The organism is Nostoc spongiaeforme FACHB-130 (assembly GCF_014698475.1).
Lineage (GTDB): Bacteria > Cyanobacteriota > Cyanobacteriia > Cyanobacteriales > Nostocaceae > Nostoc_B > Nostoc_B spongiaeforme.
The window spans coordinates 21,328-39,209 of record NZ_JACJTB010000044.1 but is presented as its reverse complement, the minus strand read 5'-3'; the positions used below and the strand labels follow the sequence as shown (position 1 = coordinate 39,209).

The 17,882-nt window shown below is 40.5% G+C and carries 13 protein-coding genes; 8 read left to right on the top strand and 5 right to left on the bottom strand.

From position 1 onward, the window contains the following. Positions 1-47: 47 nt before the first annotated feature. Complete coding sequence (locus H6G74_RS24775) at positions 48-1,118, bottom strand: sensor histidine kinase (protein WP_190970188.1); 1,071 nt, start codon at positions 1,116-1,118, stop codon at positions 48-50. An 11-nt stretch (positions 1,119-1,129) separates the two neighbouring features. Further along, positions 1,130-2,287 (bottom strand): FIST signal transduction protein, encoded by a 1,158-nt coding sequence (locus H6G74_RS24770; RefSeq protein ID WP_190970168.1) that lies wholly within the window; start codon positions 2,285-2,287, stop codon positions 1,130-1,132. A 420-nt stretch (positions 2,288-2,707) separates the two neighbouring features. Here H6G74_RS24770 and H6G74_RS24765 point away from each other — a divergent pair, with 420 nt between their 5' ends. Together H6G74_RS24765 and H6G74_RS24760 are read left to right on the top strand one after the other, a co-directional pair. Then, positions 2,708-3,076, top strand: a complete 369-nt coding sequence (locus H6G74_RS24765) for a response regulator transcription factor (RefSeq protein WP_190970167.1) — start codon at positions 2,708-2,710, stop codon at positions 3,074-3,076. A 4-nt stretch (positions 3,077-3,080) separates the two neighbouring features. Further along, positions 3,081-4,502: a sensor histidine kinase gene (locus tag H6G74_RS24760; RefSeq protein ID WP_190970166.1), complete on the top strand. Its 1,422-nt coding sequence runs from the start codon at positions 3,081-3,083 to the stop codon at positions 4,500-4,502. Positions 4,503-4,670: 168 nt separating this feature from the next. Here H6G74_RS24760 and H6G74_RS24755 read toward each other — a convergent pair whose 3' ends face one another. Then, the gene (locus H6G74_RS24755; RefSeq protein ID WP_242051347.1) at positions 4,671-4,793 is read right to left on the bottom strand and encodes an element excision factor XisI family protein; all 123 of its coding nucleotides are present in this window, start codon (positions 4,791-4,793) and stop codon (positions 4,671-4,673) included. Positions 4,794-5,046: 253 nt separating this feature from the next. Between H6G74_RS24755 and H6G74_RS24750 the strand changes: the two genes are divergently transcribed. The 5 genes from H6G74_RS24750 to H6G74_RS24730 all read left to right on the top strand — a co-directional run bounded on the left by H6G74_RS24750 (position 5,047) and on the right by H6G74_RS24730 (position 10,561). Beyond that, on the top strand, positions 5,047-5,514 hold the full coding sequence (locus H6G74_RS24750; protein ID WP_190970165.1) for an Hsp20/alpha crystallin family protein: 468 nt from the start codon (positions 5,047-5,049) through the stop codon (positions 5,512-5,514). Between the two features lie 375 nt (positions 5,515-5,889). Then, positions 5,890-6,054 carry a hypothetical protein gene (locus H6G74_RS24745; RefSeq protein ID WP_190970164.1) on the top strand — a complete coding sequence of 55 codons (165 nt, stop codon included), beginning with the start codon at positions 5,890-5,892 and terminating at the stop codon, positions 6,052-6,054. 53 nt (positions 6,055-6,107) lie between these two features. Then, the gene (locus tag H6G74_RS24740; protein ID WP_190970187.1) at positions 6,108-9,494 is read left to right on the top strand and encodes an ATP-binding response regulator; all 3,387 of its coding nucleotides are present in this window, start codon (positions 6,108-6,110) and stop codon (positions 9,492-9,494) included. A gap of 18 nt (positions 9,495-9,512) precedes the next feature. After that, positions 9,513-9,866 carry a hypothetical protein gene (locus tag H6G74_RS24735; protein WP_190970163.1) on the top strand — a complete coding sequence of 118 codons (354 nt, stop codon included), beginning with the start codon at positions 9,513-9,515 and terminating at the stop codon, positions 9,864-9,866. A gap of 278 nt (positions 9,867-10,144) precedes the next feature. Further along, positions 10,145-10,561 (top strand): aspartyl protease family protein, encoded by a 417-nt coding sequence (locus H6G74_RS24730; protein WP_190970186.1) that lies wholly within the window; start codon positions 10,145-10,147, stop codon positions 10,559-10,561. Between the two features lie 216 nt (positions 10,562-10,777). Here H6G74_RS24730 and H6G74_RS24725 read toward each other — a convergent pair whose 3' ends face one another. Further along, positions 10,778-12,988 carry an HAD-IIB family hydrolase gene (locus H6G74_RS24725; RefSeq protein ID WP_199341113.1) on the bottom strand — a complete coding sequence of 737 codons (2,211 nt, stop codon included), beginning with the start codon at positions 12,986-12,988 and terminating at the stop codon, positions 10,778-10,780. A 490-nt stretch (positions 12,989-13,478) separates the two neighbouring features. Here H6G74_RS24725 and H6G74_RS24720 point away from each other — a divergent pair, with 490 nt between their 5' ends. Beyond that, on the top strand, positions 13,479-14,840 hold the full coding sequence (locus H6G74_RS24720; protein ID WP_190970162.1) for a UDP-N-acetylmuramoyl-tripeptide--D-alanyl-D-alanine ligase: 1,362 nt from the start codon (positions 13,479-13,481) through the stop codon (positions 14,838-14,840). Between the two features lie 138 nt (positions 14,841-14,978). Here the strand turns inward: H6G74_RS24720 and H6G74_RS24715 are convergent, their stop codons facing one another. Then, a complete protein-coding gene (locus H6G74_RS24715; protein WP_242051345.1) occupies positions 14,979-17,012 on the bottom strand; it encodes an EAL domain-containing protein in 2,034 nt (677 codons plus the stop codon). Between the last annotated feature and the right edge of the window lie 870 nt (positions 17,013-17,882).

Below are 17,882 nucleotides of genomic sequence, written 5' to 3'. Positions count from 1 at the left end.
ACAAATGATTTAGGACTGCCATAGTGCCTGGAGGCTATGCAATGGAACTAATTAAGAGATTGTCTGAGAGGAATTTGAATGACAAATTCTGTTCCTTGTCCGGGTGTTGAAAAAAATTCTAACTTACCGCCATGTTTTTCGGTAACAATTTGGTAACTGATAGCCAGTCCCATTCCTGTTCCTTTACCAATAGGTTTTGTGGTGAAAAATGGGTTAAAAATTTGTGTCTGAATGGTGGCGGGAATGCCATTGGCATTATCAGCGATCGCAATTTTAACCCACTTGGAATCAATTAAATCAGTACGGATTGTAATGCAACTGCGATAAGTCTCGATTTCTTGATAAGTTCGTTTGGTATTAAATTCTGCGATCGCATCCAGGGCATTTACCAGAATATTCATAAATACCTGATTCATCTGCCCAGCGTAGCATTCTACATCTGGTAAATCACCATAGTCTTTAATAATTAAGATTTCTGGGTTTTGCTCATTAGCTTTCAGACGGTGTTGCAAAATCAACAATGTACTATCAATTCCTTCATGAATATCAACTGCTTTAAAAGCACTTTCATCTAACCGAGAAAAGTTACGTAGTGATAACACTATTTCCCGAATGCGTTCTGTCCCAATATTCATTGAGTACAGTACCTTAGTGACATCTTGTTTGAGAAACTCTAAATCAATGATGTGACTTTCTGTTTGAATTTCGGCTGGCGGGTTAGGAAAGTAATGCTGATAAAGTTGAAGCAGACGCAGCAAGTCATGAATATAGCCCTGGATATGACTGAGGTTGCCGTAAATAAAGCTTACAGGATTGTTAATCTCGTGAGCAATACCCGCTACCATTTGACCCAAAGCCGACATTTTTTCGCTTTGAACCATCTGAACTTGCATTTGATGTAAACTATGTAAAGTGTTTTCTAACTCTTGGCTTCTTTGCTGTAAGTTATTTTGTGAAGTTTCTAACTCACAAATGACTTTTTTAAGGAGAAATTCTTTAGTCGCAATATCAGATTCTAGCTGCCGACGTTCAGTTTCGCAGCGTTCTAACTTTTTTCGCAAGATGCGGTTTGTCTTTTCCAACTCTTGCATTTGTATGGAATTAGGCTGATCATCCATACGTCCATTACTCATTTTGTTCCCATTAGCAGTGTGACAAAGGTTTTGTTATGAAATTGGGTTTGACCTTTAGTCATCAAAGGTGCAATTTCACCATAAGCATAAAAACCACAGCAAGGTAAAGTTGGTGGTAAGTGAGTTTTGACAAGTTTATACTCTTCACTAGCCATAGTTCCCAAAATTCGCCGTCTAGCAGCACAAGATATAAGTAAAGCCGCAGTTGGTTCTAACCCAGGATAATTAACAAGAGCATTTTTTAAAGATGCCTCAGAAGCTAATAGAATATCTTGACGGTTTGCATCAGTAATTTGGACAATAGCTTGTTCGGGAATATCTGAGAAAAAAGTCACACTACCAGATTCTTGATCGTAGCCATTGGGCGCACGCATATAAAAATGTTCTTGATCCTCAAAAACGGCTAGGGCGTGAATTGCATAGTTGGCTGTAAATCTTTCTTCGCCTAGATAGTGCTGATAGAAATCTAATGCACGTTGTCCATCAATTTCATAGACGACATTACCATCTACTTTTGTGACACAACTACGTTGACTAATAGGAGTCCAGCCACTAGCGACTCCGTGGGAAAATAATAATTTTCCACAAAATATTAATACTGGAATTGAATCATTTAAAACTTCATCTTGAAAAAATTGGTAGGTTTTGTCAAAGGTATAATCATCAGCAGACATACCGCCAATAATGGGAATCTGCCCTCTAAGACTTTGTTTTAAACCTTCTAAAATTAACACGCCATTACTGGTTAAACTATCGGGAAAGGTCAAGCATAATTGTGGTGTTGATGTAGTATTGGCTGTTGCTTGAGCGATCGCTTGTTGAGCAGACAAAGCCGGATTTTTCGATGCTTCTCGTCCCACACCTGCGTAAATTTCCACTTCGTCTGTAGCAAAAAGCATCAAAGTTAAAGAATCTTGTTGAAATTCCAAAATTGAGGATATTTCACCATTTGTAGTGCCACCAATTAACTGAATTCCTGGGAAAACTCGTTGAATATGTTGCAAAATTAAGGTATGTTCAAAGTCAATCGCACTAAATAAAATTCCAGCTTGGGGAATTAACCCACCGAGAGAAGTGGTACATTTTTGAATAACTTCTGCGATCGCATTTTCAGAATCAGGATCGTTACTGTGTCCTACAACAACTTGAAACATAACACCTCATTATCAGTTTTATTGATGATTCTCAGAACTTAGCGCGAAAGTTTCCTGTTGATATGGGTGTAAGATTTCCGCTTATCTACAACCTATACCCTTGTAATCTTGATGAAGTCCTTAATTTTTTGTCTTAATGCGTAAGCAATCACTGTGCTAATCCAATTTAGATGTCAACACATCACAACCTAATATTTAGATTGCCCATTTACATGCTCTAAATCTCTATTCAGCTAAACTTTGATCAATAAAATACACACATAGAGCGTGTAAGTATCAAATAAATGAATAGTACTATCTTATCCAGAAAGAGAATTTAGCAGTTCTACACAGATACTTGGAATTATGACTACAGCAGGATGCCAAATTTACTATTAACCAAACAAGCTAGAATGACGATGTTGACTTTAGCAATGAAAAATGTCCCATATTCTACTTGTAGATGATGAAGCAGCCCTGTGTGACAGTCTCAGCTACACACTGCAAAAAGAAGGCTACACCGTAACGACGGCAGCCGATGGGCATAATGCAATCAAACAGTTCCATAAACAAGTACCTGATGTCATTCTGCTCGATCTCATGCTGCCGGAAGTTAGCGGTATGGAAGTTTGCTGGCGAATTCGGGCTTTTTCGGATGTGCCTATTGTGATGCTGACAGCGAAGGATCAAGATATCGATAAAATCTGGGGTTTGGAAGCAGGTGCAGATGATTATGTCACTAAGCCGTTCAATACCCGCGAACTACTAGCAAGAATTAAAGCTGTACTGCGCCGTCGTTCTGGGGAATAGCCTGATGAAAGGCTGGATACCACCAATCAAATTAAATACAATTCATACCAAGTTGTTAGCAACATATCTAATGCTGACAGCTTTTGGTACGTCACTTATGGCTGGTTATATCCTGTGGTCGTTCCATGCTTACTTTATGCGGACACGACAAATGGATTTAGAAAACTGGACAAGTGCTTTAGGTGAAAGTGTTGCCGATGCACTCGAAGAACAGGATATTTCACGAGTAAAAATCTTAGTGCAACGTTATGGCGCTCCACAAACAATAACATTGCGCGTATTCGATAAACAAGGCAAATTAATTGCCACTTCTGACCCAAAATTAGATGCACAAGTTAAAGATTGGTATAAAGTTCCAGGAATGCAGCAAGCTTTGCAAAATTATGCTGCACAGGGTGTTGCCAAAGGAGTGTTAACCAACGAAGACCGCCTTTATATTGCTAGGCCAATTGCGCGTCATAATCAATTTTTGGGTGTGTTGCGAATGTCAATTACCCTGAAGCAGTTTCAGCGTCAGTTTGTCAGAGTAATTTGGAGTGTTTTAGGAAGTTTAGCAGTCACAATGTTTCTATGTACATTAATTAGCAGTCGGTTTGCGCGTAGTCTTTCAAAACCGATTGAAACTATGCGTAATTTTGCAATTCGGTTGGGTAGCGGTCATTTTGGCGACAAGTTGATTATCCAGCAAAACAATGAGTTAGATCAGTTAGCCGCAGAATTGAACCGGATGAGTGAACGGTTAGCTTCTTTAGACCAAGAACGTCGGGTGTTTTTAGCAAACGTCTCCCATGAATTACGTACACCGATTAGTAATGTGCAGGTAACAGTTGATGCACTAAAAGGTGGTGCTTATGAAGAAGCACAATTGCGCGATCGCTTTTTTCAAACTATCGAGAACGAAACCAAACGTTTATCACGCTTAATTCATGACTTGCTAGATTTAGGACGCTTGGAAGCAGGAGTCACGGAGTTAGAAAAGCAAGCAATTTCTTTGCGGGGATTAATTAACCGGGCTGTGAATGCAGTAGAACCCCGAATGCAAGCTGCGGGTGTAACTGTACAGGTGAATGTGGCAGAAATTCAAATCCAAGGCGACCAAGAGAGATTATTACAGGCAATTCTCAATTTATTAGATAATGCTATCAAACACTCACGTCCTAATTCGCAGGTGTTAATTTCTGGTTGCAGCGAAGGCAAAAACGCCATTATTCAAATTCAAGACCAAGGTATGGGCATTAGCGACAGCGATTTACCCCGAATTTTTGAGCAATTTTACACCACAGATCCTTCCCGTAAAGGTGATGGGAACGGATTGGGACTCGCGATCGCTAAACGCATTATTGAAGCCCACAAAGGTAGTATCACCGCTAGTAGCCCAGCTAACCAAGGTGCAACTTTTACAATTAGCTTGCCTGTGCAAGTGTAAATTTGGGAGTGGAGAATAGCTGAATGTGCTTATAAGTAACTAGTACAACAAAGCAAAAGTAAAAAGGCAAAAGGCAAAAGAAAGAATAGTTATCCCACAAGCATTTTAGCAATTTCTTATGGTATGTTTATTTCCGTCGTGCCGTACTAGATAGCATTGATTATGTATCTATGCAATGGCAAATTCTGTTAATTCTCTTTTACTGAGGTGATGAAAACCCAAAATAATCTCTGCTTTGGGGATACCTGCTGCTAATAAGTCATCAACAATTGCCTTGAAATTTTTCTTCAAATTAAATATTAAATCAAAAGAATATTTTGGTTAATTAGTATGACAAAATATAAAACTAGCAAGTGGGTACGGTTATTGCGATCGCCCTTTGTTATAAAACCGAACCTACAACCAGATTATCTTAAGCTAAAGTGTAATCAAGAAGCTTGAGATTAGGCTTTGTAGATGCAAAAGATTCAACTATTTATGACCAACAAATAAGCCTGTAATTAAGCTTCATTGCTCCAAATATTGCATCTTAGGGGTGACAGATATGGCACTTATTCGTTGGGAACCGTTTCGTGATATCGAACGCTTAGAACCATTCCGAGAACTGGAAACTTTACAAAGGCAAATGAATCGTCTGTTCGATAGACTAGCACCTACAGACGGTGGCGAAAGAACAGCGTTTAATTTTGTCCCGGCTGCTGAAATCGAAGAAACAGACGAAGCAATTCATCTGCGGCTAGAAGTACCAGGACTAGATGCAAAAGATATCAATGTCGAAGTTACACCAGAAGCAGTTTCTATTAGTGGTGAACGTAAATCGGAAACTAAAATCGAAGAAAAAGGCATCAGTCGCTCTGAATTTCGTTATGGCAGATTTCAAAGAATAATTCCGTTACCTTCTTTAGTCCAAAATGACAAAGTAGAAGCTGAGTATAAAGATGGTATTCTCAGGTTAACTTTGCCGAAATCGGAAGCTGAAAAACAAAAAGTTGTGAAAATTAATATCGGTTAAAGTCCTCAAAGATCAAACAAGACTTACTCCTCAAGGTTAGAGTGTGATATGTATAGGGGTATAGAGGTATGGATGTACCAAACCTTTATATCCCATACCTTTATCTACTTACCGAAACTCCTGATTTTGATATGTCTAGCTTTGAAGGCATCGCACATCAAATCAACAATCTGGAAGTTAAGATAAAATTATCTTGCTTGCTAAATATTGCTATACAAAATTAAATCTCAAGATAGATAGACGATTTACTAATTCATACAACAATAAAATATGTAGTATTATTTGTCTGCTAACTTAAGGCAAATGCAGTATGTTTTTCCAGCAGTGAAATCTAGCAATACCGCCTTGCTTAGACGCACAAAAGTAAGCAAACCGATGCGTGAACTTCGACAGTTTACTCCTAAGCGACGATTAGCTGTGTTCATATTTGCATCTCTTAGAGGCAATTGTAGAGAAAATCAGTATCAGCAATTAGATTTATTGACGATCGCATCTAAATTACAAGTTAAACTCTACCAACAAGTGGAGCTACAACCGTGAATCATCCTACGACTAGCAAAATTTCTGAGGATGTCTTTGCGGGCGGTGGAGAGATGGGTTCATTGATGCGATCGCTTGATTGGTCGCAAACTTTGTTAGGTTCAGCATCAACATGGGCGCAAAGTTTAAAAACTGCGGTCAGCATTATTTTGAATTCTCATTACCCGATGTTCATTTGGTGGGGTAGAGAATATGCAAATCTCTACAACGATGCTTACCGCCCGATTCTGGGCGCTAGTAAACATCCGCAATTTTTAGGACAGTCGGCTAAAGTTTGTTGGGCAGAAATTTGGGATGTTGTCGGGCCTTTAGCCGACAGCGTTTTAAATACAGGTCAGCCTACTTGGTCAGAGAATCTGCAACTGCTCATGGATCGCTATGGCTACCTGGAAGAAACTTATTTTACCTTTTCCTACAGTCCAATTCGAGACGAAACCGGGGGTGTGGGCGGAGTTTTTTGTGCGGTTATTGAAACTACCGAAAAGGTAATTGGCGAACGTCGTCTCCGCACACTCAGAGAACTAGCTGCTAACACCGCACCAGCCAAAACAGTAGCCGCAGCTTACAGTATTGTGGCTGAAACCCTAGCTCAAAATTTGGCAGATATTCCGTTTGCTTTACTGTATCAAGTCGAAGGGAGTGGTAAACAAGCTCACTTGGTAGGGACATCTGGCATAGTTGCGGGAACTTCTGTCACGCCTGAACAAGTTGACTTAACCCAAGATAATGATCCTTGGCAACTGGCGCAAGTTAAGCAAATCAAAGAAGCTAGAATAATTGAGCATTTGCCTGAAGGAATCGGTATAAATTCAGCTTCATCTGCCTTAGTTATCCCCATCGCCCAATCAGGTAAACCAGAACTAGCCACGATAGTTGTACTTGGCATTAATCAACAACGGGCGTTTGATGATGAATACCAAGGGTTTTTTGATTTAGTCATCAATAATATTGCCACAGCGATCGCCAATGCTGATGCTTACGCAGCCGAATGCCAACGCGCCGAAGCTTTAGCAGAACTAGACAGGGCGAAAACAACCTTTTTTAGTAACATTACCCATGAGTTTCGCACACCCTTGGCGTTGATGTTGGGGCCATTAGAAGAAGCTTTAGCTCATCCTCAAGGGCCTTTGCCGAGCGATCGCCATAAACTAGAAATTGCCCATCGTAATTCTCTGCGCCTACTCAAGCTAGTTAATACTTTACTCGACTTTTCCCGCATCGAAGCTGGGCGCATACAAGCCCATTACCAACCAACCGACTTAGCCAGCTTCACCGCAGATTTGGCTGGTGTATTTCGGTCAGCCATTGAACAAGCAGGTATACGCTATTTAGTCAACTGTCCGCCCTTGCCAGAGGCAATTTATGTTGACCACCAAATGTGGGAAAAAATAGTATTGAACTTGCTGTCCAACGCTTTTAAATTTACCTTTACGGGAGAAATTTGTTTGGATTTGCGCTATTGCCAAGATCATATCGAATTGGAAGTACGCGACACAGGGACAGGAATTCCGGCTGCTGAATTACCTCGGATATTTGAACGATTTCATCGCGTCCCAGCAGCAAAAGGACGCACCTTTGAAGGTTCTGGTATTGGACTGGCGTTAGTGCAGGAACTAGTCAAACTGCATCAAGGCATCATTACAGTTAGTAGTATTGTTGATCAAGGTACCAGTTTCATTGTCTCTATCCCTACTGGATACGAGCATTTACCAAGCGATCGCACATCAAACATTGCCACCACATCCACATCATCCACAATTCAAGCAAGCACCACCTATATTGCCGAAGCCCTGCGCTGGCTACCCCAAGAAGGGAATAGGGAAAAGGGAACACTTCGACAAGCTCAGTGCATCGCAGGGAACAGGGAAAAATCTAATCTGTCACCTATAACTTCTCATTTGTCACCTTCCTCTGCCCGGATTCTCTTAGTTGACGATAATGCAGATATGCGCGACTACGTACAGCGTTTATTAAGTCTGCGGTATGAAGTGGCAACAGCAGCTGATGGAGTAGCGGCCTTAGAATCTATTCGCCAAAAAAAGCCAGATATTCTCATAACAGATATCATGATGCCAAAACTCGACGGTTTTGGCTTGTTACAAGCACTAAGAGCTAACCCTGATACCAGAACTTTGCCAATTATTCTACTTTCTGCCCGTGCGGAAGAAGAATCTTGTATTGCGGGATTAACCAACGGTGCAGACGATTATTTAATCAAGCCCTTCTCTGCCAAGGAACTCTTAGCGCGGGTTGAAGCTAACCTAAAAATGGCACAAATCCGCCAAGAAGTTGCCAACTATGAGCAGAGATTACGCCTGGAAGCAGAATCAGCAAACCGTGTTAAGGACGAATTTTTAGCCATTCTTTCTCACGAACTACGTTCTCCCCTGAACCCGATATTAGGTTGGTCAAGATTACTGCAAACTCACAAATTAAATCCCTCCAAAACTGCCGAAGCTTTAGCAACTATTGAGCGCAATGCTAAATTACAAACGCAACTCATAGATGATTTATTAGATGTCTCGCGGATACTACGTGGCAAACTCAATTTAAATGTCGCGCCAGTAGATTTATTATTTATTATTGAGTCGGCAATGGAAACAATGCAAACTGCTGCTGTTGCCAAATCAATTGTGATTCAAACTAATTTAGAGCAGGTAGGACAAGTTGCAGGAGATTCGGCGCGGTTACAGCAGATAGTTTGGAATTTACTTTCTAATGCAATTAAATTCACTCCAGAAAATGGGCGTGTGTCAATTGATTTACAACAAGTCGGCAAGTATGCCCAAATTACGGTGAGTGATACTGGCAAAGGCATCGAACCAGAGTTTTTGCCATTCGTTTTTGATTATTTTCGCCAAGCTGATGCTTCAATAACGCGGAAATTTGGTGGCTTAGGGTTAGGATTGGCAATTGTTCGCCACTTAGTAGAATTACATGGTGGTACAGTCAATGCGGCTAGTCTTGGTGAAGGACTAGGAGCAACTTTTACAGTGATGTTGCCCTTATTACCTGTGCAATCACAAAAGCTTCAGGAAAATAAATCTAGTCATCTAGAGTTGGATTTAACAGGCGTGCGAGTTTTGGTTGTGGAAGATGATCTCGATTCCCGTGAATTTTTAGTTTTTGTTTTAGAACAGTATGGTGCAAAAGTAATGGCTGCGGAAAATGCCGCCGCATGTTTTGAAATATTACCAGAATTTCAACCAGATGTATTGATTAGCGATATTGGTATGCCTGTGGAAGATGGCTATAGTTTGATTCGCCGCATTAGAAAACTACCAGCCAGCCAAGGAGGGAAAATTTCCGCGATCGCTCTTACCGCCTATGCTAAAACTGAAGACAGTCAGCAAGCATTAGCCGCAGGCTTTCAAACACACCTGCCTAAACCGATTGAACCAACATTGTTAGCTAAGGCGATTATTAACTTGCTGGGATAACCGAATCAAATTTTACAAGTGACCTCTATTAAAAGTTTCTGGGAAAAATTTAACAAAGAGTGGGACGCAATCAACCGTTCCACATTGATTTTTTTGGGTGATGCTTCTTTGGTAGGTGGTATATCTGCTTACAAACTTTACATCAATCGCAACATTCATGCTACAGGAATGAGATTTGCTCATTTAGCACCGCCAAACAGCATTTACGTCCGACTCAAAGCAGGAGTTTACACAGTAGTTTTGCGAGAGTACGGCGCAATGAAGCCCGACCGCAGAGAGTCTAATGTACTCAATATTGACATACACGATAACGAACAGATAATAATTTGCGCTTCACTCCGAGACGGACAGTTAATTTTATCTTTCTCGTAAGTTGCTACAAAGGAAAATTCTCAATAATGGTTATGAGAAAATAAAGAAGTTGTGTGTTTTCCTCAGTTTTATGACAGCAGTAGACCTGTTTTCAACTCTCCGAAATTTGCCTCGCACAGAAAAATTGAAAGTTATGCAATTTCTCATTGCAGAGTTAGCCAAGGAAGAAGAACCCACATTACAAGCTGGAGCAACTTACTCGCTTTGGTCGCCTCTCAATTCACATGAAGCTGCTCACAAACTTAGCCAACTCTTGGAATCAGATTCAACAACGCCAAATACGTAACGCCCAGCGATTTCATTTTACAGAGGGTTTTGATGCTTTCGGCGTTCCTGACGCTTTACCCCAATTACCGCTAATCTTGAGCTATCGAGGTTCAGGAGTTGAGGTTTCTGCACTTCTAGATACAGGGGCGAGTGTGAATGTTCTACCGTATAGTATCGGTCTTCAACTTGGTGCTATTTGGGAAGAACAAACAACTTCTGTAATTCTTGCTGGTAACTTAGTTTCAGTTGAAGCAAGGGGTTTATTAGTTTCTGCCCAAATTGGTGATTTTGCTCCTGTGCGCTTAGTCTTTGTATGGAGTTCGTCTGATGATGTGCCTTTACTATTGGGTCGGATGAATTTTTTCTTGGAATTTGATGTTTGTTTCTATCGTTCACAGCTTGCATTTGAAATTCGTCCCAAAGCGTAAACAGCAGGCTTCTGACTTCTATCTTGTAAAACGATTGAAGAAGCAACTATTAAAGTTATTTCATCACCTAGCCAATAAATTTAAATAGAGCATCCCGCGTATGTAAAGAAGTAAAAAGTTGCAGCAACTGGAGTTCTGAGAAGCTGATTAATCAACCCTGTCGCCACCCAAAATCCAACATAGTATTACCCTCTACATACACGGGAAACTCATACATTACACTGCTACCATTTCTGGTTCTGGCTGGATTACAGACAAATTACCAAAAAAGTCGTAATGATCTAAGGCTTCTAAAATTCCCCAAGCATAGCGGCCTTGAGCAAAGTAAATTTGGGGATAGCCGCGTAACTTGTGAATTTCTTTGCTGTAGTTCCCGACGACAACTGCCAAAGTATTGCCACTTAGCATCGATTCATCATTACCTGATGCACCTGCAACTAAAAACCGTTTTACGGGTAATCCCCATTTCAAAGCAACATAGCGCAGTGCATCTCCCTTAGAAGCGCGGAATGGCAATAAATCAAGGTACATATTATGGCTAAAAATGCCTTTGACGGGGAGTTGTTGCTGGCGCAGATGGCGGATAATTTCGCGGAAATGTGGGGCTTTGTCAGCATCAACAAAGTAGCTAATTTTAAACTTACCTTGGGTGTCTGGTGGCTGTAATTCTATTCCAGGGATATCTTTCATCGCCTCCCGAATTTCTGTTGGATGCCAATTGTAGCTGATGTGTTTTTGCCAACTGGTGTCTGTCACGATTTTGGGGCCGTAGTAAATTTCGCTACCTGCGGAAGTAATCAGCAAATCTGGCATGGGAAATTCCCATTCTTCCAACATATTTAAGGTACTGCTGAGGTTGCGCCCTGTAGCAATGCCTACACCAGTTGTATGTCCTTCAGCACGAATGCGGTGAATTAATTTGTGCAGGGCTTCTTGGTCGCCTAATAAGGTATTGTCAATTTCAGAAATGAGGAAGCGATCTGCGGTTGGGAGATTGTTTGTATTGGGAATTTTCCATTCGGGGCGATCGCTTGTGGGAAATTCTCGCACCGGCGATAGTAAAGACTGTACTTTCTGTTGGGGAAATAGCCGCACTTTCTCTAAATATTGTTCGACATGACTTTCCCAAGAGAAAGCTTGACGCACATTCACCAAGCCATTGCTAGACCAAGTTTGCCATTGGGCAGTATCTGTTAAAGCTTGATGCAAGGCTTTTTGAATGTCTTGGATATCTAGCGGATCAATCAATAAACCATTTTGACAAGCGCCAATAATATCCCTCGGCCCGCCGTCACAGGTGGCAATAATTGGCACACCGCAAGCTGTAGCTTCAATTAAAGTCAATCCAAATGGTTCTGTGAGTGCTGGATTAATAAATACTCCACCAGTTTTTGCTGTCAGGCGATATAAATCCGGTACATCGTCAGAAACATGGTGTTTGGGATAGGCTACATGACCATATAGGTCATAGCGATCGATTAATTGAAAGATTTCCGAAAATACCTGACGTGGCCCAGATTCCATTGTTGAAATGTCTTCTCGCTGTCCTAAAACAATGACGAGATTAGCCAACTCACGTAGCTTGGGATCTTCCCCAAAGGCTTTGATTAGCCGACTGACGTTTTTGCGAATTGCTGGACGAGAAATGGCCGTAATCATCGGCTTTTCTGGCTCTTTGAGGAATCGCTGCAATTGCTGATAAATGGGGGGTTTTGGCCAATCTGCGGGGGCGGGATAAAACTTCTCTAAGGTTACTCCTGGGGGGATGACAACCATTCTTTCTGGTTGATATTGGTCGTAAATGCTGTATTGTTCTTCAATTTCTTGATTTGTACTCGCAATCACTAAGGCTGCACCACCAAGGGTAATTTCTTCGGCTTCAATCCGGGTACTAATATGAAAGTGGTCTTCAATGGCTTCGAGTTTGGTTCCTTGTTCGAGTAATCTTTGCTGCTTGACTCGTCCCAAGGAATGACCTGTGTGTACTAGTGGCGTTCCCAACCAACCAGCAACTCGACAACCAACATATCCTGCATCGGCGTAGTGAGTGTGAATGACGTTGGGAATTCTACCAACTTTGCGGATATGTCTGAGCAATTCATCTGCAAAAGTATCTAAATGCGGCCAGAGAACTTCTTTGCGGAGGTAGCGACGTGGGCCACAAGCGAGGCGAATAATTTGGGCTTTGTCTGAGAGAATTTCTACAGGCTTTGCATAGTCGGAACTTACTTTCGGGTCATCGATTAAACGTGTTACCAAGTCAACTCTTTCTACTTGGGGATGTTTGGCTAAGGTACAGGCAAGTTCGACTACATATTTTGTTTGTCCACCAGTGTCAGCATCTCTGCCTAATTCGAGATTTTTTCCCCTAATCAAGCCATGAACACTGACTAGTAGAATATACAACCCTGAACTATGTGATATCATGTCTTCCTCTGTGGTTGATTGTAGATAGGTAATGCTATAGTTCGCCTGATGAATTTTTAATTTGTTGGGAGAGTTAAAGACAAAACATCTATCATTCGGTAGCCTTACTCAAATGTGTAATACTTATTTTCCCTGACTATGAACTAAATCATTAAACAAGTAACTGCTAAAAGAAAGGTATTTTGTGTTTTTTTGCCTTGTCAGAAAGGCCAATTAATGGTCAAAATCATCGGAAATTTAGTATGAATGATTACAAAATTCGGCTATGATGTATGCTTTGTCATTTTTAAATCGACAAACTGGTTTTTATCTAGGAAGATGAATCACTCCTTGAATCATTGCTAAAAATTGTTGGTAAAAAAAAACTTGGTACTTGGTATTTTGTTCACCAAGATTATACGATGAGATAATTTTATATTCGTCTCCTTTATGGACGATTTAGTGCAGAAAATAGATAATCATTTTTTATAAAAATCATCCCAAAAGCTCTATGTCTTGGTCTTCTACCTTATCCCAACTGTTGCAAGTGATTTCGGCTCAATCTGCTAATTTATCAGAGGCGGCGTTAACTCAAGTAAGTATTGGTATCCAAACAGATACTCGCATTATTCAGCCTAAAGAAGTATTTCTGGCTTTACGGGGTGAGAAGTTTGATGGCCATGATTTTATCCCAACAGCGATCGCCAAGGGCGCATTAGCCGCAATTGTCGATTTTGACTACGAAAATTCTGATTTTCCAGTTTTAAAAGTCAAAAACACCCTAGCAGCTTATCAACAAATTGGTCGATGGTGGCGCGATCGCTTTGAGATCCCGGTGATTGGGGTAACGGGTTCTGTGGGTAAAACTACAACCAAAGAATTAATCACAGCAGTTTTATCTACCCAAGGTAAAGTGCATAAAACCTTCGGCAATTTTAATAATGAAATTGGTGTACCAAAAACTCTCTTAGAATTAAATGGCGAACATAATTATGCTGTGATTGAAATGGCAATGCGGGGTAGGGGGCAAATTGCCGAACTCACTCACATTGCTAGACCAACGATTGGGGTAATTACTAACGTCGGCACAGCCCATATTGAGTTGCTGGGATCAGAAGTAGCGATCGCCCAGGCCAAATGTGAATTACTCGCCGAAATGCCAAAAGATAGTGTGGCAATTTTAAATTATGACAGTCCTTTATTAATTGCCACGGCCAAAAAAGTCTGGTCAGGTGAAGTTTTAACTTACGGTTTATCTGGTGGTGATATCCACGGAAACTTACTTGATACTGAAACTATAGAAGTTGCCGGGATGAAATTACCTCTGCCTTTGGTGGGTCGTCATAATGCGACAAATTTTTTAGCCGCTTTAGCTGTGGCTAAGGTGTTGGGGATTGATTGGTCAACTTTAACTGACGGTGTGGACGTGGATATGCCGACCGGGCGATCGCAACGTTATGCGCTACCCAATGATGTTGTAATCTTAGATGAGACTTATAATGCTGCACCAGAAGCTATGTTAGCAGCGTTGCAATTATTGGCAGACACTCCCGGAAAGCGCAAAATTGCCGTATTGGGCGCGATGAAAGAATTAGGAGAGCGATCGCCACAATTACACCAAAAAGTCGGTGAAACAGTCCGTAACTTGCATTTAGATGGGTTACTAGTGTTGGTAGATGGACAAGATGCCGAAGCGATCGCCAAAAGTGCCGAGGGTATTCCAGCCGAGTGCTTTGCTACTCACAGCGATTTAGTCGCACGGCTCAAAACTTTCATTCAACCAGGCGATCGGATTTTATTTAAAGCAGCCCATTCTGTCGGCTTAGACCGGGTTGTTAATCAACTGCGGACAGAATTTGCAGCAAAGTGCTGAGTAAAAATACTAAACTCCCGCCCCTAGCCACAGGTCGGCGCAAATAAATAGACCATAAGAAATTGCTAAAAAGCTTGTGGTATCAATATTCTTTCTTTTTCCTTTTGACCTTTTACTTTTGCCTTGTTGTACTAGCCTCTAGTTCAACAAAAACGGAACTGGCCGCGCCACACCGTAACCTTGGGCATAATTTACCCCAAGGTTTTGAATTACTTTTAAAATGTCGTTGTTTTCCACAAACTCAGCAATAGTTTGAATGCCCATTACTTGACCAATTTTATTAATCGCATCAACCATTGCTAAATCAATTGGTTCATCTACAATATGCTTCACAAAACTGCCATCTATTTTTAAATAATCAACTGGTAAATTTTTGAGATAAGCAAAAGATGACATTCCACTGCCAAAATCATCTAAGGCAAAGCAGCAACCAAATTCCTTGAGTGCGCGAATAAACCCAGCCGCTTTACCTAAGTTTTTGATAGCTACTGTTTCGGTAATTTCAAAGCAAATTGCTTCTGGGGGAATTTGGTGTAATGTAAACTGGTCGCATACAAAATCAATAAATCTATCATCGTTAATACTCGCGCCAGACAAGTTAATAGTATATAAACAGCCACGCGAATGTTTGAATACAGAACAATGATTTTGTTGAAAATCTACGCATTGGGCTAAATGGGTAAAAAATGTGTGAATCACCCAACGGTCTATGGTTTGCATCAGATTATAGCGTTCAGCAGCCGGAATAAACGCCATTGGTGAGACTAACTTACCTGTTTCATCAATTAATCGTAAGAGAATTTCGTAATGCGTTGTTTGTGAGTCGCTGTTACTCACGGGAACAATGGATTGATAATAAAGCCGGAAGCGATTTTCTTCTAGTGCTTGTGTGATTCTGCTTACCCATTGTATTTCACCATATTGTTTGGCTAACTCCAAATCATCAGCTTGGTAAATATGGACACGATTACGTCCTTGGTTTTTGGCAACATAACAAGCTGCATCAGCTGCACTCAAGGCACTATTCATATTTAGAGTATCGGCATTGAGGGCAACTAAGCCAATGCTGATGCTGAGATTAAAAATTTTATCTTGTTGCCAAACAAAGCGAAACTTTTGGGTGTTTTCTCTGATGGTATTAGCAATTAATACGGCGGCTTCGAGAGAACAGTTGTTTAAAATAATGCCAAACTCATCTCCACCTAAACGCGCTAGGGTATCATCGGAACAAATATATGTTTGAAACAAATGGGCAACTTCGCATAGTAGTTTATCGCCGGCCGCGTGACCGCATGTATCATTGACAATTTTGAATTGGTCTAAATCTAGATAACACAGTATATGTTTTTCTGTGCCGGTTTGGGCGTTAGTCACAGCTTGGGTAAGGCGGTATTCAAACTCGCGTCGGTTCACGAGTCCTGTTAAGCTATCGTGACTGGCTTGCCAAGCTAATAAACGTGCCATGTTGCGGCTTTGGGTAACGTCGTGGAATACGACTACCACACCAACAATTTGACCATCTTTGGTACGAATTGGTGCGGCGGAATCTTCAATAGATAATTCTCTACCGTCGCTGGTAAGCAGCACACTTTGATTGGTTAAACCAATAATTTCACCAGCATGTAAGACTTGTTCAACTGGATTTTGTGCAGGTTCGCGGGTAATTTCATTAATAATTTGAAAGACTTCGGTTATTTGTTTACCCAATGCTGCATTTAAACTCCAACCAGTCAAGGCTTCGGCAACAGGATTAAGATATTTAATTAACCCTGTAGCATCCGTGGTAATGACTCCATCACCAATTGATTGTAATGTGACTAAAGCCAGTTCTTTTTCAGCAAACAAAGCTTGTTCAATAATTTGACGTTCGGCAATTTCTTGTTGTAATTGTTCTAAAGCTTTTAATAACTCGTTAGTATGGCGGGTAACTCTTGTTTCTAATTCTTCATTGGTTTTTTTGAGGTCGATTTGCGATCGCCTGCGCTGATGATCAATAATATTGAGCGATCTGGCATTTTTCCAAATCAACACTGCAAAGACAATAATATTCAAAATACTTAAAATACACAGTCCAAATTCCGCAGTATAAATCTCCATTCGATACCCAAACAGAACTAGCCAGCAGATCGCCTGCGGAAATATAATGGCTGCTGGTAATAAATTCCTCGCCATGATTCCGCCTAGGCTTTGACTCGTAACTACAATCATTAACCCACGGTTTGGACAGGCAAACAAAACGCCAAATATTAGTAATATAAATCCAATTGCTGTATGTATTGTTATTGATGTGAATGAGCCAAATTGATAAAAATGTGCATTTATCAAACAAATAGCAGTGTTAGCTTTCATGGCCACCCATCTTGATATAACGCTTTTCAGCACTTCAATATCTTTCATGCAGCCCATAAGAACTAGACAGCCAATCAAAATGACTGCAATACTCGTTTTTTTGTGAATAAGACTGGAATCCAGCATTGAGAGAGAAATACTGGAACGAAATTGAACATGATGAATAGTCATAGTTAACTTAAACAGCAAATATCATGTTATATGCTAGTCTCGCATAAAAACTACATATATGAAAGTATGAAATCTTGAAGTTCACACTAATTTTTGGTTAATACTGTTTATTAATAAACTTGTTATAAAGACTTTGCATACAACATTTCTGCAAAATTGATTTATCACCGCTACTTTATTCGATAAATTTTTCTGCTATAAATTTGAATAAAAAAAGTCCGCTAAAGCAGACTAATTATAAGGGCTAATTTTTACTTGTATGGACAAGAAATACTCCATCTGGCATTTTTATTATTTCTAATTTGAGTCCATAAATCAAGATTGTGAAATTATTTTTTGGACATAATTAACAAGGACATGGGAAGTAGAAAGCAAAAAAAAGTCCGCGAATGCGGACTAAGGACATTGGATAAGGTTAGGTTGTCACCAAGATCGCTTACTCTTTATGAGAGTTATTTTTATTCTGATCTACATGCTCTTGAAAATCAAGTATTCCTCAACAAGTGTTTAGACATAACTCCT